At 34.4% G+C, this 21,660-nt stretch carries 16 protein-coding genes; 5 read left to right on the top strand and 11 right to left on the bottom strand.

Annotation, left to right across the window (positions count from 1 at the left end):
* Window positions 1–91: 91 nt before the first annotated feature.
* Window positions 92–355: a hypothetical protein gene (locus tag ACXGSQ_RS13180; protein ID WP_458626621.1), complete on the bottom strand. Its 264-nt coding sequence runs from the start codon at window positions 353–355 to the stop codon at window positions 92–94.
* A 201-nt stretch (window positions 356–556) separates the two neighbouring features.
* On the opposite strand from ACXGSQ_RS13180, the gene ACXGSQ_RS13175 reads away from it, so the two are divergent.
* Window positions 557–748, top strand: a complete 192-nt coding sequence (locus ACXGSQ_RS13175) for a cold-shock protein (protein WP_418636380.1) — start codon at window positions 557–559, stop codon at window positions 746–748.
* Window positions 749–1,943: 1,195 nt separating this feature from the next.
* Here ACXGSQ_RS13175 and ACXGSQ_RS13170 read toward each other — a convergent pair.
* Entirely contained in the window at window positions 1,944–3,407 is a 1,464-nt protein-coding gene (locus tag ACXGSQ_RS13170) for an arylsulfatase B (protein WP_458626620.1), read from the bottom strand.
* Window positions 3,408–3,919: 512 nt separating this feature from the next.
* On the opposite strand from ACXGSQ_RS13170, the gene ACXGSQ_RS13165 reads away from it, so the two are divergent.
* The 3 genes from ACXGSQ_RS13165 (at window position 3,920) to ACXGSQ_RS13155 (ending at window position 5,483) form a co-directional block, all read left to right on the top strand.
* Window positions 3,920–4,141, top strand: coding sequence for a hypothetical protein (locus tag ACXGSQ_RS13165; protein WP_458626619.1), 222 nt, complete (start codon window positions 3,920–3,922; stop codon window positions 4,139–4,141).
* 361 nt (window positions 4,142–4,502) lie between these two features.
* On the top strand, window positions 4,503–4,949 hold the full coding sequence (locus tag ACXGSQ_RS13160) for a TlpA family protein disulfide reductase (RefSeq protein WP_458626618.1): 447 nt from the start codon (window positions 4,503–4,505) through the stop codon (window positions 4,947–4,949).
* 147 nt (window positions 4,950–5,096) lie between these two features.
* Window positions 5,097–5,483: a DUF302 domain-containing protein gene (locus ACXGSQ_RS13155; protein ID WP_458626617.1), complete on the top strand. Its 387-nt coding sequence runs from the start codon at window positions 5,097–5,099 to the stop codon at window positions 5,481–5,483.
* A gap of 166 nt (window positions 5,484–5,649) precedes the next feature.
* On the opposite strand, the gene ACXGSQ_RS13150 is transcribed toward ACXGSQ_RS13155, so the two are convergent.
* The 9 genes from ACXGSQ_RS13150 to ACXGSQ_RS13110 form a co-directional block, all read right to left on the bottom strand.
* Window positions 5,650–6,249, bottom strand: a complete 600-nt coding sequence (locus tag ACXGSQ_RS13150) for a DUF6642 family protein (RefSeq protein ID WP_458626616.1) — start codon at window positions 6,247–6,249, stop codon at window positions 5,650–5,652.
* Between the two features lie 304 nt (window positions 6,250–6,553).
* Window positions 6,554–9,025 (bottom strand): S8 family peptidase, encoded by a 2,472-nt coding sequence (locus ACXGSQ_RS13145; protein WP_458626615.1) that lies wholly within the window; start codon window positions 9,023–9,025, stop codon window positions 6,554–6,556.
* A 3-nt stretch (window positions 9,026–9,028) separates the two neighbouring features.
* Window positions 9,029–10,006 carry an AAA family ATPase gene (locus tag ACXGSQ_RS13140; protein ID WP_458626614.1) on the bottom strand — a complete coding sequence of 326 codons (978 nt, stop codon included), beginning with the start codon at window positions 10,004–10,006 and terminating at the stop codon, window positions 9,029–9,031.
* A gap of 491 nt (window positions 10,007–10,497) precedes the next feature.
* Entirely contained in the window at window positions 10,498–11,100 is a 603-nt protein-coding gene (locus tag ACXGSQ_RS13135; RefSeq protein ID WP_458626613.1) for a TetR/AcrR family transcriptional regulator, read from the bottom strand.
* A gap of 18 nt (window positions 11,101–11,118) precedes the next feature.
* Window positions 11,119–12,399: a TolC family protein gene (locus ACXGSQ_RS13130; RefSeq protein ID WP_458626612.1), complete on the bottom strand. Its 1,281-nt coding sequence runs from the start codon at window positions 12,397–12,399 to the stop codon at window positions 11,119–11,121.
* A 91-nt stretch (window positions 12,400–12,490) separates the two neighbouring features.
* Entirely contained in the window at window positions 12,491–15,685 is a 3,195-nt protein-coding gene (locus tag ACXGSQ_RS13125; protein ID WP_458626611.1) for an efflux RND transporter permease subunit, read from the bottom strand.
* Between the two features lie 15 nt (window positions 15,686–15,700).
* On the bottom strand, window positions 15,701–16,723 hold the full coding sequence (locus tag ACXGSQ_RS13120) for an efflux RND transporter periplasmic adaptor subunit (protein WP_458626610.1): 1,023 nt from the start codon (window positions 16,721–16,723) through the stop codon (window positions 15,701–15,703).
* Window positions 16,724–16,950: 227 nt separating this feature from the next.
* Window positions 16,951–17,847 carry a helix-turn-helix domain-containing protein gene (locus tag ACXGSQ_RS13115; RefSeq protein ID WP_458626609.1) on the bottom strand — a complete coding sequence of 299 codons (897 nt, stop codon included), beginning with the start codon at window positions 17,845–17,847 and terminating at the stop codon, window positions 16,951–16,953.
* A 122-nt stretch (window positions 17,848–17,969) separates the two neighbouring features.
* Window positions 17,970–20,510, bottom strand: coding sequence for a DUF7619 domain-containing protein (locus ACXGSQ_RS13110; protein ID WP_458626608.1), 2,541 nt, complete (start codon window positions 20,508–20,510; stop codon window positions 17,970–17,972).
* 254 nt (window positions 20,511–20,764) lie between these two features.
* Between ACXGSQ_RS13110 and ACXGSQ_RS13105 the strand changes: the two genes are divergently transcribed.
* Window positions 20,765–21,631, top strand: coding sequence for an outer membrane beta-barrel protein (locus ACXGSQ_RS13105; RefSeq protein ID WP_458626607.1), 867 nt, complete (start codon window positions 20,765–20,767; stop codon window positions 21,629–21,631).
* The last annotated feature ends 29 nt before the right edge of the window (window positions 21,632–21,660 follow it).

Here is a 21,660-nt window from a genome sequence, read left to right as displayed (position 1 = left end):
GCTCAGAAATTAAATACATATATTGACGTCAGTTTGAATGCGGTTCTTTTTTAGGATTTCATTCTAACTGACGTTATTTTTTGCAATACACTTAAGCAGATTTCTGTTCTACATTTTGCTTTAAATGTAATAAGCCAGCGACCATACCATCTAATTCGTGTTCTAAGAATGTTGCATTTCTTTTGCTAAATCCTTTAATGGTATTAGAGTATAACTCTACGCCACAATGCTTTATACAAACACTATAGGTGTCATTTTCAGCATCTAATTTCACTGAAGTTCTGTAATCGCTTGATACTAATAACCAGTAACATAAACTATTAATCTGGTTAAACAATGAGAATTTTGTTTCCATAATATTTAGATTTAATAGATAGAGGGAGATCCAAAACAAAGGTATGTGCAAAGCTATTTGGACTCAAACTTGTTTGTTGTAGGGCTTAGTTTTATCGGTAAGCTGTTTTTAATCGCTTATAAATCCGATAATTAACCGTATATAATTTGTGGCATCATATTTGAATACTATTAAGTAATTATTAAAATTAAATATAATACAATGAGTAAAGGAACAGTAAAATTCTTCAATGATGCTAAAGGTTTTGGTTTTATCACCGAAGAAGGTTCAAACAAAGAACATTTTGTCCATATTTCTGGATTAATCGATGAAATTCGTGAAGGCGATGACGTAGAATTTGATCTTACAGAAGGCAAAAAAGGTTTAAACGCAGTAAATGTAAAAGTTATCTAATATATACTTAACCTAAATTATGGAAGCTCATCACTATGTGATGGGCTTTTTTACGTTATAAGAGTGCCCATTAACATTATTATTATTAAATGTGACAATAATTGGTTGTGGTTCTTTCCAGTACGCGAATCGTTATGTTGAAGGAGATTATATTTCTAAGTGGTATAGGTTTGTAGGTGAGGACCGTGGTAAATCAATAAGTCTATAACTTAGGGCGTGATTATGATGTAGCTAAGACGAAAAGTAATCTCGAAATTTTAGAACGTACACAATCTTGGTACACAAAGTTGATAACTGATTTTAATTGTAATTCAGATTGTTCCCAATTTTTACTTGAGGATAAAGCTCATAAAGCTAGAATAGCCTCGTTGCGATTTATCTATATTAAAACTTACGGAGATATTATTCATAATTTTTAATATGATCTCAAAGGGCTTCAATCAGAATTGGAAGCCATAATGCAAACTTCAGCTTAGGTTAGTATGCTTTAAAGTGGGTCGGTTGTTTTATATTCTATTTTACATAATATAAATTATAGGACATTTATAGCAATTAGCGAAATAGCGCTTTTGGGCGATATTTGACATACTATTATAAATCAATGATCCAGTTGGATGATTGATTTATAATACAATTAAGACTATAATTATAAAATAACTTCCACAGTACGTATATCAATTAACGTTATAGATTATGATGTACAAGCTAATTGTGAGTTTGATACTTAATTCCAATTTGACTATTTAAATAATATTGTAATTTATTTTATACGCAATTTACAGTCGCACACTATTTAGTGTTAAATGTCCAGTGGACATTTGTTGCTAAATACATTAGCTACGTTTCAGTAATCATTAAAATTTTGAGGTATTTGGATATTTGTACTACATATTTTTTTCTACGCGATTCTCGTGGCATTCCATAAGAGCTAAAATTTTAAGAAATCGAGTTTTTATGAGATTCACGAACTCAATTAAAATTTAAGTAAATAATTAACTACGTGAGTAAAAACAAAATTCTATGCACTTGTTATATTTAGAATTCCAAAGTCTTTTTTTAAGTTTCATTATCTGTAGACATCTTAGGTATTTTAAAAATTGATATTCAATCAATTCTTTAAAATAGTCTAAAATATGCGCGCTCACTTCTCCTTTAGGACATTTTATAAATAGGTTTATCCAGCAAATGAAATATTTTAGTTATTTCCTTTGATAGCTGCCTCTGCCCAAGGTTCACGAGTCTCTTGCTCGCGAGCTTCATAATCAATCTTGCCCCCTCGTGATTTACGTGTTTTTTTGTTGCTAACATCGGTAGACGCAGCATGCTCATCAATAGTTCGTCTGGTTGGAACATTGGGTAGAGCCGCAAGCACGGTCTCTAGGCGCGTTAGAATTTCGGGCTTTACTTGTGCTAGATTTTCTTTTTCATAGGGATCTTCTAAAACATTGTATAGTTGATGCTCGCCATCGTCCCCCTCACGTACAAGTTTCCATGGCCAGTCAAATACCGCCTTACCAGAAGCTGAACCAATAATCAATGGATTTCGTTCGATTTCAATACCACTGTTTATTGCCGACCACATACTTTGTCCACTTTGGATCTCTAAAGGTGATGTTTCACCTCCAACAGCATCAAGTAAAGTTGGTAACCAATCCTGAATAGCGATTTGCTGATCTAGTACCTGACCTGCAGTGATGTGATTTGCCCACATAATGAGACCAGGCACTCGCATACCACCTTCCCACGGTGAGCCTTTGCCTCCTCGTAAATCACCATTATTAGAACCAAGAGATAACAATCCTCCATTGTCACTAGAGAAAACCACAATGGTATTTTCTAGAATATCTTGATTCTCTAACGCGTCAATTATTTGGCCAATGCCATCATCTAGCTGAGTAACCATTTCAGCAAAAACATATCTATTGCCAGACGTAACATCTTCATTTAAGCCACTGTTTTTTGGTGTAGTTTGCAAAGGTGAATGCGGAGCATTATATGCTAAGTAGAGGAAGAAAGGGTTATCTGGATCACGATCGTTAATTATCTTTTTTGCTTCAGCTGTGAATAGATCGGTAGCATGTCCTTCTTCTCTAAGCGATACACCTTCCCTTTGCCAATCCAGTCCACCAGAATAAACATGCGTGTAATAATCTATAAAACCACCTAAAAAACCATAGTGTGAATCAAAACCCCTAGAAATCGGCCAGTAGTCAGTATTTCCTAATCCTAAGTGCCATTTCCCAACCATAAAGGTTTGATAGCCCAAATCTTTAAAATATTCAGGCATTATTTTTAGGTCAATTGGCATGCCATTGTCATCTGACATGGGACCATCAATGCCATAATACAGAGGATTTTGTCCGGTTAGAAGACTAGCTCTAGTAGGACTGCAAATAGGATAAACATAGTTTCTATTTAGTGTCATGCCCTTGCGTGCCATTTTATCTAAATTAGGCGTAGCAATTTCACTGCCGTTATAGCCCACGTCACCAAATCCCATATCATCAACCAATATAAAAATCACATTGGGTTGACTTATTGGATTACTATGAGTTTCGGTATTGGATGTGGATCGATTTGTATCAGTCTTCACAAATACAAGATATGTCACTAAAGAAATGGCTGTGGCAATTAATAAAACAAAAATTAGTTTTTTCATAATCAATTTATTCATTATAAGCTTCCCGAAAAATACAGAACCATTTTCGAACGGAATTATTACGTTTTATAATGGTCTCATTAAATCTTGTTACCAAATCATAGATTAGGCCTACTATTAACTACTAATGTATAGAAATTCTAGAATTTATACTTTGTTTGACGCAGGTTTTATTTACAATTTTAATTCAATTACAGAAAAGCCTATATGTAAATTTCTAGTTTCTTTGTCAACAAATAGTTTTATTTCCATTCCACACACATTTACGCATACATGTTTATTGTTTTAAGAAATTGTGAATTTCGCAAACTCGATTTTACAACCACTCCTCTGCCCTTTACTCATTGCTTATATATTTTTTTCTATAGGAATTCTTGAACCTCATAAATAGGAATTTATAAGGTTTTGTAAAAACTTACGACCAAGGTTTTGTTACGAATGCTCAGGTAGCTGCAGCTGCTAGAGATTGTGTTTTTACCATTACTGGTTTCGAACGCTATTTTTAACTTAAAATGAATACTAAAATTTATAATACAAGACAAATGAATATTTTTAATAAAGTCAGTAATTTAATTGCCGCTGGGCTTATGGCGTTTTTTGCCATACCAAAATTAATAGGAATTGAAAAAAGCGTTCAAGGCTTTGAACAATTCAAATCTTTAGTACCGCTAGATCCTAATTTTTTTAGGCACTTTACTGGTGTTGTAGAACTCGTGATTGCGATTCTCTCCTAGTATATGCTATCAAGCGCACCAAGAGCTTAGGTCAACTAGCCTATTTTTTATTGTTGTCAACGATGCTTGGTGGTTTAGTTATGGAGTTTTTTGCTCGACCACAACCAGAATTGATGCTCGTAGTGATCGCTATCATTCTTTCGGCGCTTTCGATATATAAACTTAAAACACTATTGCGTCAATCTCATTAGAATTTATGTCCACTTCTACGCTACAATAGCCTATGATTTTAAATATTTTAGGCTATTGTCGTTTGGTTTCGTTTTTGGTGTTCTCAAGCTTTTCAGGTTTTAGTAGATTAAAAATGCTTAAATTTGTATGACTTTATTACCCCTTAATCAGTTCTGAATAATCACCAATGATGGATTCCATACCCCACATCAACGTTTTAGATTTAGACGGTGTTCCTGTCGATTTAATTGATCTTTATAAGAACCAAATTCTGTTGCTTATTATCTATAACAATGACTGTTTGAGCTGTACAGGTCGTGCGATTCCTTTGGCTTATGAGTTTCAGCAGGAATTCCCAAGTATACAGGTGGTTGGGATTCATGCGGATTTTGTAGGTCGGACTGGTGATAAAGCCAATATTACAGCCATTTTTACTAGTGGAGAATTGCCGTTTCCGATTTATATTGATCGTGATCACCAAGTTTATGATCAATTTTCGTCTGAAGGGACTCCGCAATGGGTGTTGCTTGCTGCTGATGGAACGGTTTTTCGTTCTGTATTTGGCTCTCAGGCGAATGCTAAAAACCGTTTGTACTATGCTTTGGAAAGTTTAGTAGGCACAGATTATCCGATTTAAGTTTTCTTTTTGAAACTTGTAATTCTTAACTTAAATATTTAATGGATTGCCATACTAAAACATGCTATTGCGTTACTATATGTTAACGAAATTCATTAATTTTAAGGGTTGCATTTCGCGCATCATTAACTTAAAAAACAACGTATTATGAACTATTATTTTAGTAAAACCTTAAAAGGTGATTTTAACGCTACTGTAGATCATGTTATTGCAGCACTTAAAACGGAACAGTTTGGTGTATTAACGGAAATAGATATAAAAGACACGCTTAAAAACAAGCTGGATGTTAATTTTAATAATTACAAAATCTTAGGGGCTTGTAATCCGCCTTATGCCCATAAAGCCTTATTAGCGGAAAATAAAATTGGAACCATGCTACCTTGTAATGTTATTGTGCAGGAATTAGATTCTGGTGACATTGAAGTCGCTGCTGTAAATCCTATGGCTTCTATGCAAGCTGTGCAAAACGATGATTTAAAAGGGATTGCAGAAGAAATTACTGAGAAGCTTAAGGCTGTTATTGAGGGGCTTTGAGTGAGGTTTGAAGTGTGAAGTGGTCAGTCTTCGGTGTAAAGTGTTAAGTGGGACGGTTTTTTAGAATCAGGAGACTAGAACTAAGAGTTATGAGTTATGAGTTGTGAGCCAAGAATCTATAATGGATGTGGGTTGATTGTTGGTGTTTTTTTGCAAGACAATGGGTTTAATAATACAATCTAAAGTCCAATAATTGGCAGGCGCTATAATGTTTTTGGTGCAATTCTTCCACCACAGCGAACATATCATCATCTTCTTTAAATAGATTAAAGAAGGCTTCATCTAGTTTTGTGCTTGCTATGCCATTATAGGCGTTACCATAGCCAGAAATCGCTTTTGCTCCAGTGATATCTAAAAATAATTGTGCTTCTTCTTCGTCTAAATCCAAAATTTTGGCATTTGAAAAATGTAAAATCTTTCCGTTTAGCTGGCCTTCAAAAAGCTCTGCAATTTCTTGTAAACTATAGTAGTAGTCATTTAAACAAATGGTATTGGCTTCTCCCCTAATCACCAAATAGATGATTTCATAAGCCTTAAAATTATGATCATCTAGTACCAATGCGTTTAAGCTATCTTCTAAGCCTTCAATGGTGTCGCAGGTTTTATATATACTTGCTATGCCATAGTTTAGGGCCAATTGCTCTAAGTTTTTTTGTGCTTCGGTTACCGTGTTGGCGTCTACATCATCGACCCCTTCTAAGCAATAAATAAAGTAATCTACTTCTGTAAGCTGTTCTTGGGATACTTGTGGTCTTTTTTCTAGCAAGCTTCTAAATTTATGTACCGTTTATAAAGTACAAAATTAAAACAACGCTTTTGATTTTTTTAGTGGTTTGGTGTGAAGTTTTATGACGGATTATATTAGTGCCAATATCTAAAGAGAATAGAATAAGAATAATAGTTACTTAAGAACGCGTGTCTCAAACTTTTTAAACGGTAAAATCTGTTGGTTGCGATGTTCGAAGGGGGGCTATTTTTAGCGTTTTATTTATTGAAAAATTTAGGTAAATATAAATTTGATTTATACCTGTTACTCAAATTATGCTAGATAAATATTACTTAGCTGTAATTTAATTTGTACTAATCGGAATTGATAGAGGAACAGGGATTTGAGATAAAACGGCATTGTAAATATTAACTTCATTAGATTCAGTTTCAATTGATATTATTAAACTATAATATACTTCACAATCATAACGCATTAATTTTTTTCTATTTTTCCACCAACCTCCAATTGGATATATTGCAATTTTATTTCTTAACGCCAAATCAGCAGCAGATCCTATCCATAAATCTTTATGAATAGAACCTTTATCTCTAACTTGACTCCCTAATAACCAATTCTCACTTCCCTCTTGAATATAATCTTCTTGTCCTTCTCGTATGGATTTACTTACTCTAGCTTTGAATCTTTCTACTCCTTCATTTCTATCTATCATTTTAAATCTTAAACCGTGTGATTTATATGATTGATCACTTGCGTATAGTCTATTTCCAGGATTAGGCTCTATGAAGTATGACAATGTTATTTTTAACTTAACATCTGATTCAGCAAGATCTGTTAATATATCGGTAGGCCAAGGCAAATCAAATAAATGAAATTCATTAGTCTTAGCACGACTATCTTCATATTTATAAGGTTTTAAAGACCGTTCAGCTATCATCGTTAAAGAATTTACAGCACTATATTTTGCTCTTTCTAAATTAGGAATACCATAACCAACTTTAGATATCAAACTGCGTTTATCATCGGTGCTTAATTCTTTAATATTAACATTATTAAGCATCGCTTCATTCCAATCGGCAGAATGTATCATAAGTGCTCGAATTGTCTCTGGTTTATAGTTTGGATATTTTTGATATAATTCTGATGCAAATTTTGAAGCTAATGCAACTGAAGCGCTAGTGTCTGAAAAAGTAGTTAACCAAGACCGACCTATTCCACCTACTCCAGTAGAAAGAAGTTTTAATGAATCATGATCAAGGATACCTGAATTAAATATTCCATCATTTCCTCCTTCAAATACAACATCTGGTTTTCTTGGCCATGTCTTATTCCAATTTACCGATGTAGAGTTACATGGAGACATTTGACCTCGTTGAGCTAGTAATTCTGCTCCAGGAAATTGGTGTGTATCTAATCTGTCTTTATTCGTATAAGAACCAACAGTAATGGAATTAAAAGATTGTGCTGGATCTTGCACTGAAAAATCATCATTAGACAAAGGATAAGTTAGCCTATCCTCTAAAGGCAAGTTACCTCCAGATATTAAAACTAAGGTATTATCATTTCTGTGACTTACCGAACCAAATAGTTTTTGGTCAATTGCAGCAGACCAAGAAGAAGGCCTCCCTAAATATTCATTATCTGGTGCTGTTACAGCTAAACACACTATTCTTTTTGAAAATGGATTTATTACTTCTGCGCTTGCAATGGCTTCCAATGTAATTTTTCCATATAAATCAGGATCATTTGCTGTACTAGCGTCTATAATTTTTATACTTTCAACATTATTTGTTATGTTAATGATTCCAGTATTACTTAATGGTTCATTTAAATCACCATATAAAATGATACCTGCCATTGGTGTTCCATGTCCATGCCTGTATGAATCAGCTGTTGTCCATTCTGGATTTATAGAATCCAAATTCCTTGCAGGAATTAAATCTTCTAAAAGAGGATTAGTTCTATTGACACCAGTATCTAAAAGACATACAACTACATTACTTTGATCAATTTCATTATTAATTCTATCTTTTAAATCGTTAATAAACTCACCTTCCCAAGTTTTATCCAAATTTGTAAAGAAATCTGAAGTTTCGATTGGTTTTCTTAATTCAGCTAAACTATTTTGATACAATAAAGTTCTAGCCAATTGTTCAGGTGTTCCTTTTACTAAACCAACAATGTTTTCTGGAAACTCTAATATTCTTTCGTTTGTTATAAGTCCACTATCACTCAAAGAATTAATAGATGATAAAACTTCTTCTCTGCCTACATTACTATACCAAACCTCCCACCAAACCTCTTGACCTGCTGTAGGGAAATCAATTTCAGGCTCTTGCCAAAAACTTTCTAGAGTTGCTGCTCTAATGTTTTCAATGTTTGAAATTAAATTTTGATTACGTGGATTTCCACCAGAGGTGTTTTCGGTTAAATATTGTTCTATCTTGGTTAGAAAATTAGAAACAGCTCTTTTGTTTAGATAAACTGCAATTTTATATACAACTTGTTCGTGCCCATCAACATCGTTAGTAAATATTGCTTTACATGAAGCTAATCTAATGTTACCTCCAGCATCTTCAAACCTATCAAATGTTAGTTCAAAATTAATTGCTGATTCAAATTCAATATATACAAATTCATAATCAGTATCTCCTTCTGAAAATTCGGTAACAGCATGATTAAATGATTGTTGTATATGTGTTCCATGCTGCTGCCTATTTGATCTAGGTTTTAAATTGAAACCTCCACCTCCATGTGTACTATATGGAAATGAAGAAGTGTATCCATTTAAAAGAATATGATTTAAATCTGACATTTATTAGAAAGGTTTTTTTCTAGAATTTATTATTTCAGTTATAAATTCTAAATTAGATTTTTCCTCGCCGTAAATAAGAATATTTTTTAGGAAATCTTCACAAACTCGCTTTAAGTCGGAAAAATTAAGTCCTATAGATTTTTTGGATAGATTTAGAAGTATATTATCTGAATGAGATAACTTTTCGTTTAATTCTCTTTTATAAAATTGATAAATTTGTTTTTCTGTAGGTAGTGGATAATTAATAATATCATCAAATCTTCTAAAAAGTGCCTCGTCAAGATTTTCTGGCATATTTGTAGCAGCAATAATTAAACTATTTGACTCATCTTTTTCGATTTGTAAAAGAAAACTATTCAAAACTCTTTTTATTTCACCTACATCATTACCGTGATTTCTTGTTGTTCCTATACTATCAAATTCATCAAATAAATAAACCGCTCTAAACTCTTTCATTGTATCAAAAACTAAACGAAGTTTAGCAATTGATTCTCCCATATATCTACTTATAAGACCATCAAGTCTAATAACAAATAAAGGGATTCCCAGCTCATTTGATAACACTTTTGCAGTCATTGTTTTACCACAACCAGGTGGTCCAGTAAGAAGTAATTTCTTTCTTGGAAATAAGTTATGCTGTCTTAATTTATCAATTTGCTTTTGCTCATCTAAAATTCTGATTATGATTTTTTTTAGTTTATCATTCAAGACCATATCATTCAATTTGTCATTAGGTCTTGAAAATTCTAATAAATCATTCAACTCTTTTTGAGCAGCGTTTACTGGTAAGTTCTTTAGATTTCCAACATCAAGTTTAGACTTTTTAGAATCTTTAATTAACTTCTTTAATTCTTCAGCTAGTTCTTGACGACCCTTTCTTGCTTCTGCAGCAGCTATTTGCATTGCAGTAGCATAGAATCGAGAATCATCTCCATCACTAAAAGATTTAATTAGACTTTTTATTTGTTCTGCCGCAGCCATTTTATATTATCATGCTATTCGCCGTAAAAATATACAAAAGTTTCATCAATTAATGATGTAATAGTGCAATTTTAAAATTTATTTATTATAAAACTATGATTAAAACTCCTAACTTAATTATCCATTTAAACCAATCCAATTTATAAATCAAAGCTAACATATCTGAAGCTAGCAATGCATCTATATTCATCACCATGGTAGTTTGCGACCTCGGTTTTTAGCAAGAGGCTATTATCATTAGTTATAGAGACTCATAAATTCTTAGATGTTTAGATAATTAGAGGGTTCTCGATACATCCCAACCAAAAAAGGTCGGGACACTCGAACTGACGGTTGGTCTTTTAATGATTGCTAAATTTTGTTATTGAGAGTTCTCGATACATGTCTTAACGCTTCGTTGCACTTCTCACTAAGAAACACTCGAACTGGCGTTAAGGTTCTCAATACATCCCAACCAAAAAAGGTCGAGACACTCCAACTTTCGGTGTTATCTATACGATTTCATTTAATTGATGTAATACTTCAAGCCCTTTTATAGATACCAACCGATGCATAAATAAAGAATTTAAAAAGCTGACAGCATTTTTATTGGTAAAGGCATTAAAAGACAAATCTGAAGTAAAGATGATTTTTGAAATATTATCAAAAGCATCACATATCTGTTGGGCGTTGATGTCACTTTTGTAAAGCCCTTCTGCTATGCCGTTTTCGATATTACGTAAAACAAAAGGAATGATAATGTGGTTTTTATACTCAAAGATTTCAATATATTTATTAGGATAATATTTTTTAAGATCTTTACCGTACACTGGTGAAATTTCAAAAGAGATGCTGTTAAGGTATTCTAAGAAGGTGTATAATTCTTCTAAAGCATTTTCAGATGTTCTCCGCGTTACTTTCAGATTTGCTTTTAATTCTTCTACTAGAAGTCGAATGGTTTGATCTACCAAGTCGCTTTTATTCTCGTAGTGTTTATAGATTGTTTTTTTAGATATGCCACATTTATTAGCGATGTCATCCATAGAAATATTTTGAATACCAAAACTAAAAAACAGATTTAGGGATGCTTTTAATATATGATCTTTTGTGTGCATAGCTAAATTATTATTTCATTAATGAATATCGCCAATAGCTTTTTTATAATTAGCTTGACTTATTTGGTACATGGCCTTAGCATCTATAACTTCTGCATAGGCTTGTTGCCATAGCACTTGGGCTTCGAGAACATCTTTACCGATAACCGTGCCTGCATCGAAACGGTCTTGATGTAGTTTTAAGTTTTCTTCTGCTTGCTCTAAAGACTTTTTAGTGATTTCAATACGTTTAATGGCTTGTTGTAATTCTAAATACGCGTTTTCAATTTGAATAAGAATCAATTCTTGTGTGTCTTCTAATTCTAGTTGTTTTGCTTGGGCTTTAAATTGTTGCTCTTTTACTTTTTGTTTTCGGCTTCCCCAATCGAAAATTGGAATATTGACGTTTAGCATGCCGTAATAGGTGGTAAAATCGTTGCTGCCATCTGTAAAATCGACTTGTTTTCCTGCAGCGTATAATCCACTAACATTAAATGCGACTGTTGGTTTTCTGTTGGCTTGTAATACTTTGGTTTGTAGGTTTTCAATTTCAACCGCATCCTTAAGCATATTGATTTCAGGTCGCTGTGCTAATGCCAAATCTTCGCTTATTTTCTCTGAAACCATTAAAGACTCTGAAAAGGTATCTGTAACTTCAAAATGGGTATCTTCCAAACCTGTTAATTGTGCCATTTGAAGCTTCAGCATATGAAGTCCGTCGTTCGCTTTTATAAGATCTAATTCTGCTTGATTTAATTGCACTTGGACTTGAAGCACATCGTTTTTATAAATAAGTCCAGCATCAAAGGCATTTGTTAAATCTTGCAATAATGTTGATAAAAGGCTTTTAAATTTCGTTGCCAAATTCACTTTTTCAGCAACAGTAATAATTTGCCAGTAGGTGGTTTCTACATTAAGCAGTACTTCGGCATCCGTTAGTTCTTTTTGGGAGGTGTATAAATCTACAGCTGTTGTACTTATTTTTTTAGCGGTGTTTATTTTTCCACCAGCATAAATCACTTGGGTGAGGCCTAAAGAAGCTGACGCCTGATTTTCTGGTAATAATACACTTAAGGGTTCTCCAACATGAAGTCCTGTAATGCTTCCATCTATAAAAGGTTTATCTGAGGCATACACCGATGCTTTAGCCGCTTTAGCCGCTTCAACGTTTTGCGCTGCGCGTTGTGTACTTTTGTTATTGGTTTTTGCTAATGTTTTAGCTTGCTCTAGTGTTAAGACCCTGTTCTGAGCGTTTGTCTGTTGTACTGTGAAGATCACTAGAAGTATCACTAAAGACACAATATATTTATCTGTTTTCATTATTATAATGGCATTAAAACTATAGGGCTACTACCACCAACTACTGAAACTAACTGCTATTAATCGAGGAAGCAGTAGCCTATAGTATTTGTTATTTGATACGTTTTTTCAATTTATGTTTAAGAACTGCTAATTTTCTAGCCGTTCTACTTTTCTTAGGTTTGTATAGAATGGGGTCAAATTCCTCAGCGTCAGGATGTGGATGTACCACATCAGCTTTAGGCTTAACAAATTTGTAATACAATACCGGAACTACGAACAAGGTTAAAATCATAGACACGATTAAACCGACCGCCAATACACTACCTAAGGGTGCCCAAAGTGGTGATTTTCCAATAATCATTGGCACCACTCCAACAGCAGCAGCAATAGAGGTTAAGAAAATAGGTCGCATACGTCTTTTTCCAGAGGCTTTGGCAGCTGCTTTGATGGTATAACCATGCTCTAAAACGAGCTCATCGGCATAATCGACTAGGATAATTCCATTTCTTACCACGATACCAATTAAGCTGATGACTCCCATAAATGCTGTAAAGCCGAAAGGATTATTGGTTAGCATTAGTCCTAAAAAAGCTCCTAATAAACTCAATGGAAAGGTGGCTAATACGACTAAGACTTTTGTAAAATCTTTAAATTGAAATAATAACACTAAGAAGATTAATATTAGACTGATGCTTAAAGACATCATCATACCTGGTGCAGTTTCATTAGAGCTTTCATATTCACCACCGTAATTAATCGTAATACCTTCTGGTAATTGAATATCTGCTATTTTTGGCATGATATTGCTTTGTACTGTGGCTGCTTTCAATCCCATTTGAGTTTCAGCGCGTACGGTAAGTGTTCTTAGACCATTACGATGTGTAATGACACCTGTATGCCATTCTGGTGTAATCTCTGCGACTTCTTTTAATGGTACCTTTGTGCCGAATGCGGTAGAGATACTTAGCTCTCTTAGATGGTCTATGTTTTTACGATTGTCACTATTGTAGCGCAATACAATATCAATTGCTTTATCTCCTTCATAAAGTGTAGAAACCGGATACCCTTTTAAGCCAGCACCTAAAGTTTGCGATACCATAGCATTGGTGACTCCTAGCCTATTTGCTTTGTCATCTTTTAGGTTGACATTAACACCGTAATAATCATCTTGATAAGATGATCTTACCCAGTTGGTGCCTTCGGTTGTGTTTAAAATAGCCGCAACTTTTTCTGCGACGCGTTTTTGGTCGTTTAGATGCTCACCAACAATACGAACTTCGATTGGTGCAGGCGTTTCTTTCATAGACAATTGTCGCACTCGGATATAGCCGTCTTGCACAAAACCGTCGAACTTTTCAATATAAGCATCCGCTAATTCTTGAGTCGCTTCTTTACTTGTGGTGGTAATGAATATTTGTGCGAAGTTTTTCCGTGGAAATTCTGGTGCATAGGTTGAATGAAATCTTGGTGAACTTGTCCCTACGAAGCTAGCAATTCCAAGAACACGCTCATCGCCTTTTATCTCGGTTTCAATGCGGCTCACCACCTGTTCTGTTTGCTCTAAGCTTCCTCCGTTAGGTAACCACACTTCAATATTAAATTGGTTTCTTTCTGCCGTTGGAAATAATTCTTGCTCAAGCCCTGAGGCTAAAAGTAAAGCTACACCTACTGAAGATAAGCCTATTAATAATGTTGTTTTTGGATATCTAAAACTAAGATCTAAAGCATTATTAAATCTAATTTGTAATTTATCTAATAAAGATGTCTTTTCTAATTGATCGCTAACTTTATGTTTTAAACCTTTTTTGATAAATACATAACACATGTATGGTGTTAATAATAACGCGACCAATAGTGATGTAAATAAGGCTACAGTGACAGCTACTGGTAAGGCTTGTATAAATTCTTTTGCAATACCGTTTAAGAAAAAAGCAAGTGGTAGAAAAGCAAAAATAATAGCCATGGTTGCTGTGAAAATAGGTACCATTAATTGCGTCGCACTTTGCCAAGCGGCTGTCCAATGCTCTTCGCCTTCATCTAACTTTTCAATATAATTATCGACGACTACGATAGCGTTATCCACTACCATACCCAGTACAATAATTAAGGCAGCCAATGTTACTTGGTGAATTTCAATTCCTAAAATGTTTAAGACTCCAAATGTGATGACAATAGCAATAGGACAAGCAACAGCTGAAACGATAGCGACTCTAAACGGTAATAGTATAATTACAACTATAATTACAGCAAGGATAGCAATAACGAACTCTAGCATGAAGTGACTGATACTTCCTTTTACCACTGCAGGTTGATCGACTATAGTGTTTATAGAGACATCTTGTGGTAATTGTTGTTTTATCAGTTCAATTTTATCAGTTAGTTTTTCGCCAAACTGAACAATGTTATTGCCAGGTTGCATTTCTACGGTAAGCATCATAACCTTGTTGTCATCTACTTTAATAAAACTTGATGTTTCTTCGTAACGACGCTCAATTTTTGCCACATCTTTTAGGCGTACCACTTTACCATCTGGACTACTATAAATAATTTGATTACCTAAGTCGACTTCGTTTTTGTATTGGTTTTTTGCAAACACAGAGACCTCAGCGTTTTGTAAGGTTATGCCACCAGAATAGCCAGTGTTATTCTGCATTTGAATGGTTTGGGCAATGGTAGAAAAATCGAAGCCGTATTGTTTTAGTTTTTCATCTAAAACCGTTACATAGATTTGTTCTTTTTGTCCACCATAACGTTTTATTTTAGACGTTTCATTAATGGTTTTTAAGCCATCCTCTAAGACATCTAAATACGATTCTATTTCGGCATAACTACGTTCCGGTGCAGATACGGTAATCATTTGCGCTACCACATCTCCAAAATCACTATTTACTATGGGCCCAATAATACCTGTTGGTACCGTAAAATTTTGCCTAAATGTGGTGTTTAAACCGTGTTGAAGTGTTGCCCAAAACCGATCGGTGTCTTTTACGTTTTCATTTAACTCAGCGGTTATAATAACTTGACCTTCTTTGGTTTCTGAAATGGTTTTTTCTTTTCTTATTTCTTCAAAACCAAATAAGTATTGTTCTAATTTATCTGTGAGTTGTTGTTCTACTTGTAACTCATCTGCACCAGGAAAGGCTGCTATTACTAAGCCTTTACGAACCGTAATTTGTGGGTCTTCACTACGCGCCATCGTTGCTAAGGAATATACGCCCAGTAACATGAGTAATACGGTTAGTACAATGGTAACCTGACGGTACTTCATTGCAGCTTCTATAAAGTTTATCTTTACTTTTTTCATGTTTACAATCGTCTTTTATTTCGCTATAGTAGTTATGGTTTGTCCGTCTTTTAAGGTTCTCTGTCCGGCAACGATAATAAGATCTTGCTCTGCTAAACCGTCTGTAACAATGACTTGGTTTCCATGGAATCCACTAATGGCTATTCTTTTTTTGATGGCTCTATTGTCTTTTGAGACAAATACATAAACCTTATTGTTGGCATCTCTAAGGATGGCTTCTGCAGGAATAGAAATGATATTTTGGTCGTTATCCGTTTTAATTTGAATATTACTAATCATTCCAGGTAGTAATTTATTATCAGTATTATCTAGCCTTACTTTTACTTTGAATGTTCTGGTGAGTGCATCGGCACTAGGATTAACTACGGCAACTTTCCCTTTAAATGTTTCGCCCATTGAAGTAATTTCTACGTTCGCTGGGGTTCCAATTTTTAGTTTCGATATTTCAGATTCGGTAATGGATGCTATGGCATAGACCTTATCGGTTTTCATTACTGTAAAAGCAGGAACACCAGGTGCTGCTGTGGCACCGATTTCAGTCAATTTAGCTGTTATAATACCAGAAAACGGTGCGTACAATTTAGAGTCTGAAAGATTTTTAGCTGCTAAGTTTTTATTGGCATTGGCTTGTGCAACAGCGACTTTAACGGCTATGAAGTCGCGCTCAGGTAAGCTTCCTTTTTCATACAAACCATTTAATCTTGTAAAATTATCATTAGCTTGTTCTAGTCCTGCGTTGGCGATATCGAATGCATTTTTGTACGTCGTAGCATCGATAGCAGCTAATAATTGTCCTTTTTTTACACGCTGCCCTTCTTGAACATAAACTGTTGAAATACGCCCTGGTACAGAAAACCCTAAAGACACGGTATTATCGGCTTCAATAGTTCCACTATAATTAAGCGTTTCTTTGCTGGTTGTTTTTTTAATTTGGTTTACCGTTACTGTGGGTATCGATTCTGTTTTTGTGGTTTCTTTCTTTTCTGAACAACTTGCTAGCATAAGGACAAGTGCCGTTACAGTGATGACATGTTTCATAGTTTACAATTTTTGTAGTTTCCTTTGTTTGGATTTTATATATGGGGCAAAATTCCATCTATAAAAGGACTTGCAAAAGGTCTGTAAAATGCTGAAATTGGTCTAAAACCGTTATTTATAAAAGATCAATAACTAAGACTAAACTATAAGTAGCTGTTATTTAGTGTTTTTGTGGCTTGTTAAGACTTTAGATGTGGTCAAATAAATGTATGTGTAATTGCTGTGTTTTAGAGTGCTTTTCTAAATGCTGAAGGAGAAGAACCTGTGTGTCTTTTAAAGAATTTACCAAAGAAAGATTGGTCGCTAAATCTTAATTCTTGTGCTATTTGAGCTATGCTTAAGGCAGGTGTGTTTAATAGTATTTTAGCTTCTAGAATTACCGCTTCATCAATTAATTGATTGGCTGTCTTACCTGTTGTTTCCTTTAGTATTTTAGAGAGATGACCTGAGGTAATGCAAAGAATATCTGCATAAAATTCAACAGACCGTTCATGTTTAAGGTTTTCATTTAAAATGTTTAAGAAACGAAGGGTAAGGTCTTCTTGACGTGATAATTTTGCTTCGAGATTGGGATATGCTTTTTTATAGAACGACGCATATTGGTACAATATTAACCGGAAGGATGCGAGGATTACTTCTTCTCTATATGGTATTTCGGTAATAGTAAATCTGTTGTGTTTTTCTAAAATTTTAGAAGTTTCAATTATAGATTTCGCTTCTTGGTCTGATAATTTTAATTTAGGGACATTGCTTGCCGTAAAAAAATCGAAGGCATCAAAATCCTCTTTTTTAAATCCGTTTTTAAGAATGAAATCGACATTAAAACTTATAGCAACCATCGTTAATTCTGGACTCATTTTAAGAATATGAGTTACCGTCTGTGGTTTTACAATAATCACATCGTTTTTTGAAAGCGTTTGTGAAATTAAATTAAGCTGAATTGTAATGGTTCCAGAAATTAATAAAATAATAAAATAACTATCTCCTCTAAATGGATAGCTTATAGGGATTTCTTCAAAGTTATTACGTGAAATGTGTACATGCAAGCCATCTCTTTGGTCTGGATCTCCAAGAATTTTAATAAGCTCTGTTATAGTGTGATTTTTTATATATGAATCGGTCAATTGGAAATTTCCTATTTAATTTAAAATCTAAGATAATAATTAAATTTAGTATTTGTTTTAATGATTTCATAGATAGATGAATTTAGTTATTATTCCATGGCACACTTCTTAGTTGAAACAATTTATTCAATCACAATCTTTTTAGTAAAAATACCTTTATCAGATTCTAAGTGTAGAAAATAGACTCCTTTTGTAAAAGGGCTTAGGTTTAAAACGTGACTTGGAGTATTGGTTTCTAGTATTAATTGTCCAGTTACGGTGTATAAACTTATTTTTTGAATCTCTACACCTTGTTTGGTTATAATGTAAAGGCTATGGTTTGCAGGATTGGGATAGACTTTAATATTTGGTTCTAAGCTATTAGCATTTAGACTTAATGTTTCGTTGACGACCTCTGTGTTAACAGTATTGGTAATAATAGGTAAGTTATAATCGAAGTATATGTTGGCATTACCGGTAATGATATCTCCTATTTGGATATTGGCTTTAGGTTTTACTTTAAAGGCCACAAAACCATGACTATCAGGCTCGTTGTCTTGTTCTGCTGGCAATAGGATATTTTCGAAATTAAAATCGACAAGATTACCATTTACTATTTGTGTACTATACGAATGGCTTGCGGTTATTGGCAAGAAAGTATCCCAATTGAGGTTATCACTTAACACATCTCTTACTCTGACATTGATAGCACTAGCAGTACCAGTGTTTTGAAAGCGTATTCTATAATGTAGATAGCCTTCAATTTCTTCTATTGTAATTTGGTCGCCTTCTAAAACGTGTTTATCATTTGGGTCAAACGAATTGATGACTGTTTGATTGAGTGTAAATGTGTTATTGTCTAAAGCATCATCTGTAGGATTACTACTTATTTGTGAGACTAAGGTTAAGATATCGTCTGCATTTACGATTGGTGGTGCTTTTGTATTTAATGTGACATCGATATACCGTGTTTCAAAAGGTTGTAGATTGGTATAATTATAAGTTACCGTATTTATAGTTTCATTGTTAGGTATTTCTGAGCTTTCTATATAGTCTTGCAATTCCTCATTGAATTGAAGTGATACCTCTCCATTAAGGATGGTAGTTCCTAAATTTTGATAGGTGATTCTGTATGGTGCATCAAAACCTGGACGTGCATATTCTAGAGGCGTTATTGTTGTAGTGACATCGTTAACCATTTGAAGACTCCTAATACAAAAATAGATTGTTCTAGTTTCAGCTATACCATCAAATTCCACCAACATATCTAAAGGATCTATTTCAAAGCGCGTATCGTCTAAGATTGGTGTTACGGTATAAGTTCCGTTTGGAACCAGTGCTTTAGAAATTCCTCCTAAGTTAGTGAATGAGACAAGTTCACCATCTTCATTAGTTATTTTTATTTTTACGTTATTTGCTACCATAGCACCTTCCGTACAGTTCAGCTCTTGTACGTCGAAAGAGACTTGGCTTATAATGGTATTAAAACTGATATTGAACACTCTTATTTGCCCTTGTCCATCTAAACCATTATCATCATTTTTAGGTGCAGCTGCAATTACTGATTTTCCGTCTGCAGATATGGAAACATCAGCGCCAAATTGGTCCCATGCCTCTTCACCAATAATATCTTCACCTAAGTGTACCCAATCGTTACTCAATTCATCAAAGTCATAGATTCTGATTCTACCATATTCTCCTGTAAACCAATCATCGCCTGTCCAAATATATAAAGGATCACTAATAGCTATGCGCATACCGTCTGCAGCTAGTGATACCCGCGATGCATCACTAAAATAGAAATACTTTTCCATTTGCCATTCTGATCCATCATAATCGTAAATGATTGCATCGCCGATACCTGGTACACTGATAGCAATACGATATCCGTTTGCAGATAAAGACACGCTTGCACCTGTAGAGCCACCTTGATTTGCAGGTCCGAAATCGAAGCCTAATTTAATCCAATTTGAGCCATCATATTCATATACTCTAACATGCCCTTCTGCATTACCACTTCCAGGAGCACCAGCAGCCATTCTATTACCATCTGCCGATAGTGACACAGAACTTCCAAATCTCTCGTCTATAGTTATCGTTGTTGCCACACCGTTAATTACGTCACCTACTTGTTCCCAATCTGTACCATTATAATCGTAAATGATCACCTGTCCGGTATTGCTTCCATTATCATCATTATTTGGATATCCGATTGCGATTCTGTTACCATTGCTAGATAAGGCTACAGATGACGGAGCAAAGGTACCGTCTTCTGATGGGTTTATAATTTGATTACCATAAGGAAGCCAGTCTGTACCGTTATAGTTAAAAACTTGGACGTAATTGTTAACAAAACTAGCAGTTACTGCCAAAATAGTACCATCTGAAGACAAGTCTAAGCTACCACCTAAATAGTCGTTTTCATTACCACTTAACGTGCTGCCTAATTGTACCCACTGATTATTTTCATTACTGTATACTTTAACCTGACCAGCATTTGTACCACTGCTTTCATTTCTTCTAGAGCCAACGGCAATTATAGAGCCATTATCTGAAATGGCAGAACTCCCTAATAATTCTAATGACGCTTCTCCGTCTATATCCTCTCCAATTTGAACTTGAGCATGTATTTGTGTACTAAACATAGCGTTTAATACCAATAGAAATGTTGTGATTTTTTTCATTTTTAGTAGGTAAATTGGGAGGATTTGGATACTAATATACACTAATATTATTAAGAATATAATATTGGGGCGGGTGGTAGAAGATTTAAGAATTTTTCATTTAGAATAAAACGCTGTAAGCGGCGCTTATTTAGACTGTATTAGTATTGAATTTATCTGAATTGTGCTTAATAATTATGAAAAACTTAACGGTAAAAGCCTTTAAGAAATCGTATCTTTAGTAAGGCTATTTTTTGTCTTCAAAATCTTTTATTATGAAACAGATTCTTATTGTATTTACAGCGTTATTGCTAAGCAGCACAGCTTATGCACAATTTCAAGTTTCGGCCGGTGGTGGTTATGCTATTGGTAGTGCCGGAATGAAGACGGGGGAAATTCAGAACTCTAGTGGTACAGAAAATGCTTATGGTAGTTATGGAGAAGGGCTTAATGCTCAATTGCGCGGGACTTATTATTTTAATGAGCGTTTTGGAGTTGATTTAAGTTTGGGGTATCTGCACGGTTCTGATCAGACGATTTCTAAAGTCCATTTTACAGGCTATGATGTTGATGCGGTGGCTAGAGCACGTGCTTTTGGAGCTGCGGCGTCTTTGGTTTATCGTTTTGATTCTAATGTTTATGGTCGAATTGGTGCCCTTGTTAAATTGGGAGGTAAGACCGAAGCTGTAGTGTATCAAAAAGCGACATTTTCTCAGGCAGAAGCGGATGCTATAGGTGTACCGCTTGGCTCGTATTCTGAAACGAACTATGTAGAAGATTACCACGGTCAATTCCCTTTAGGTTTTGTCGCAGCTATTGGCTATGAGTATCCGTTAAGTGAAAACTTTAGTGTGTTTGCAGAAGCTGAATATTATGGTATTAGTTTGAAGCGAAAAGATTCTGAAATTACCGAATTTAATACCAATGTTGTTTTACCTGATGGTAAGGTTGCTGTAGAAGGGCTTTATACTATAGACAATTTACCTGCAGGCACTCATAAAACGACGACTTATGTTGATGAGTTGCCTAGTGATAATACGGATTCGTCGAAAGAATTGGCGGTGAAAGTACCTTATTCGTCCTTTGGTATTAATTTTGGTATTATTTATAAGTTTAAAAAAACGGAAACGACTAAATCTTAAGGGCTTATATACCCTAGCATTGAAGGGGA

The organism is Winogradskyella sp. PC D3.3 (genome assembly GCF_054366245.1).
This window is presented reverse-complemented; position numbering and strand designations above follow the sequence as displayed.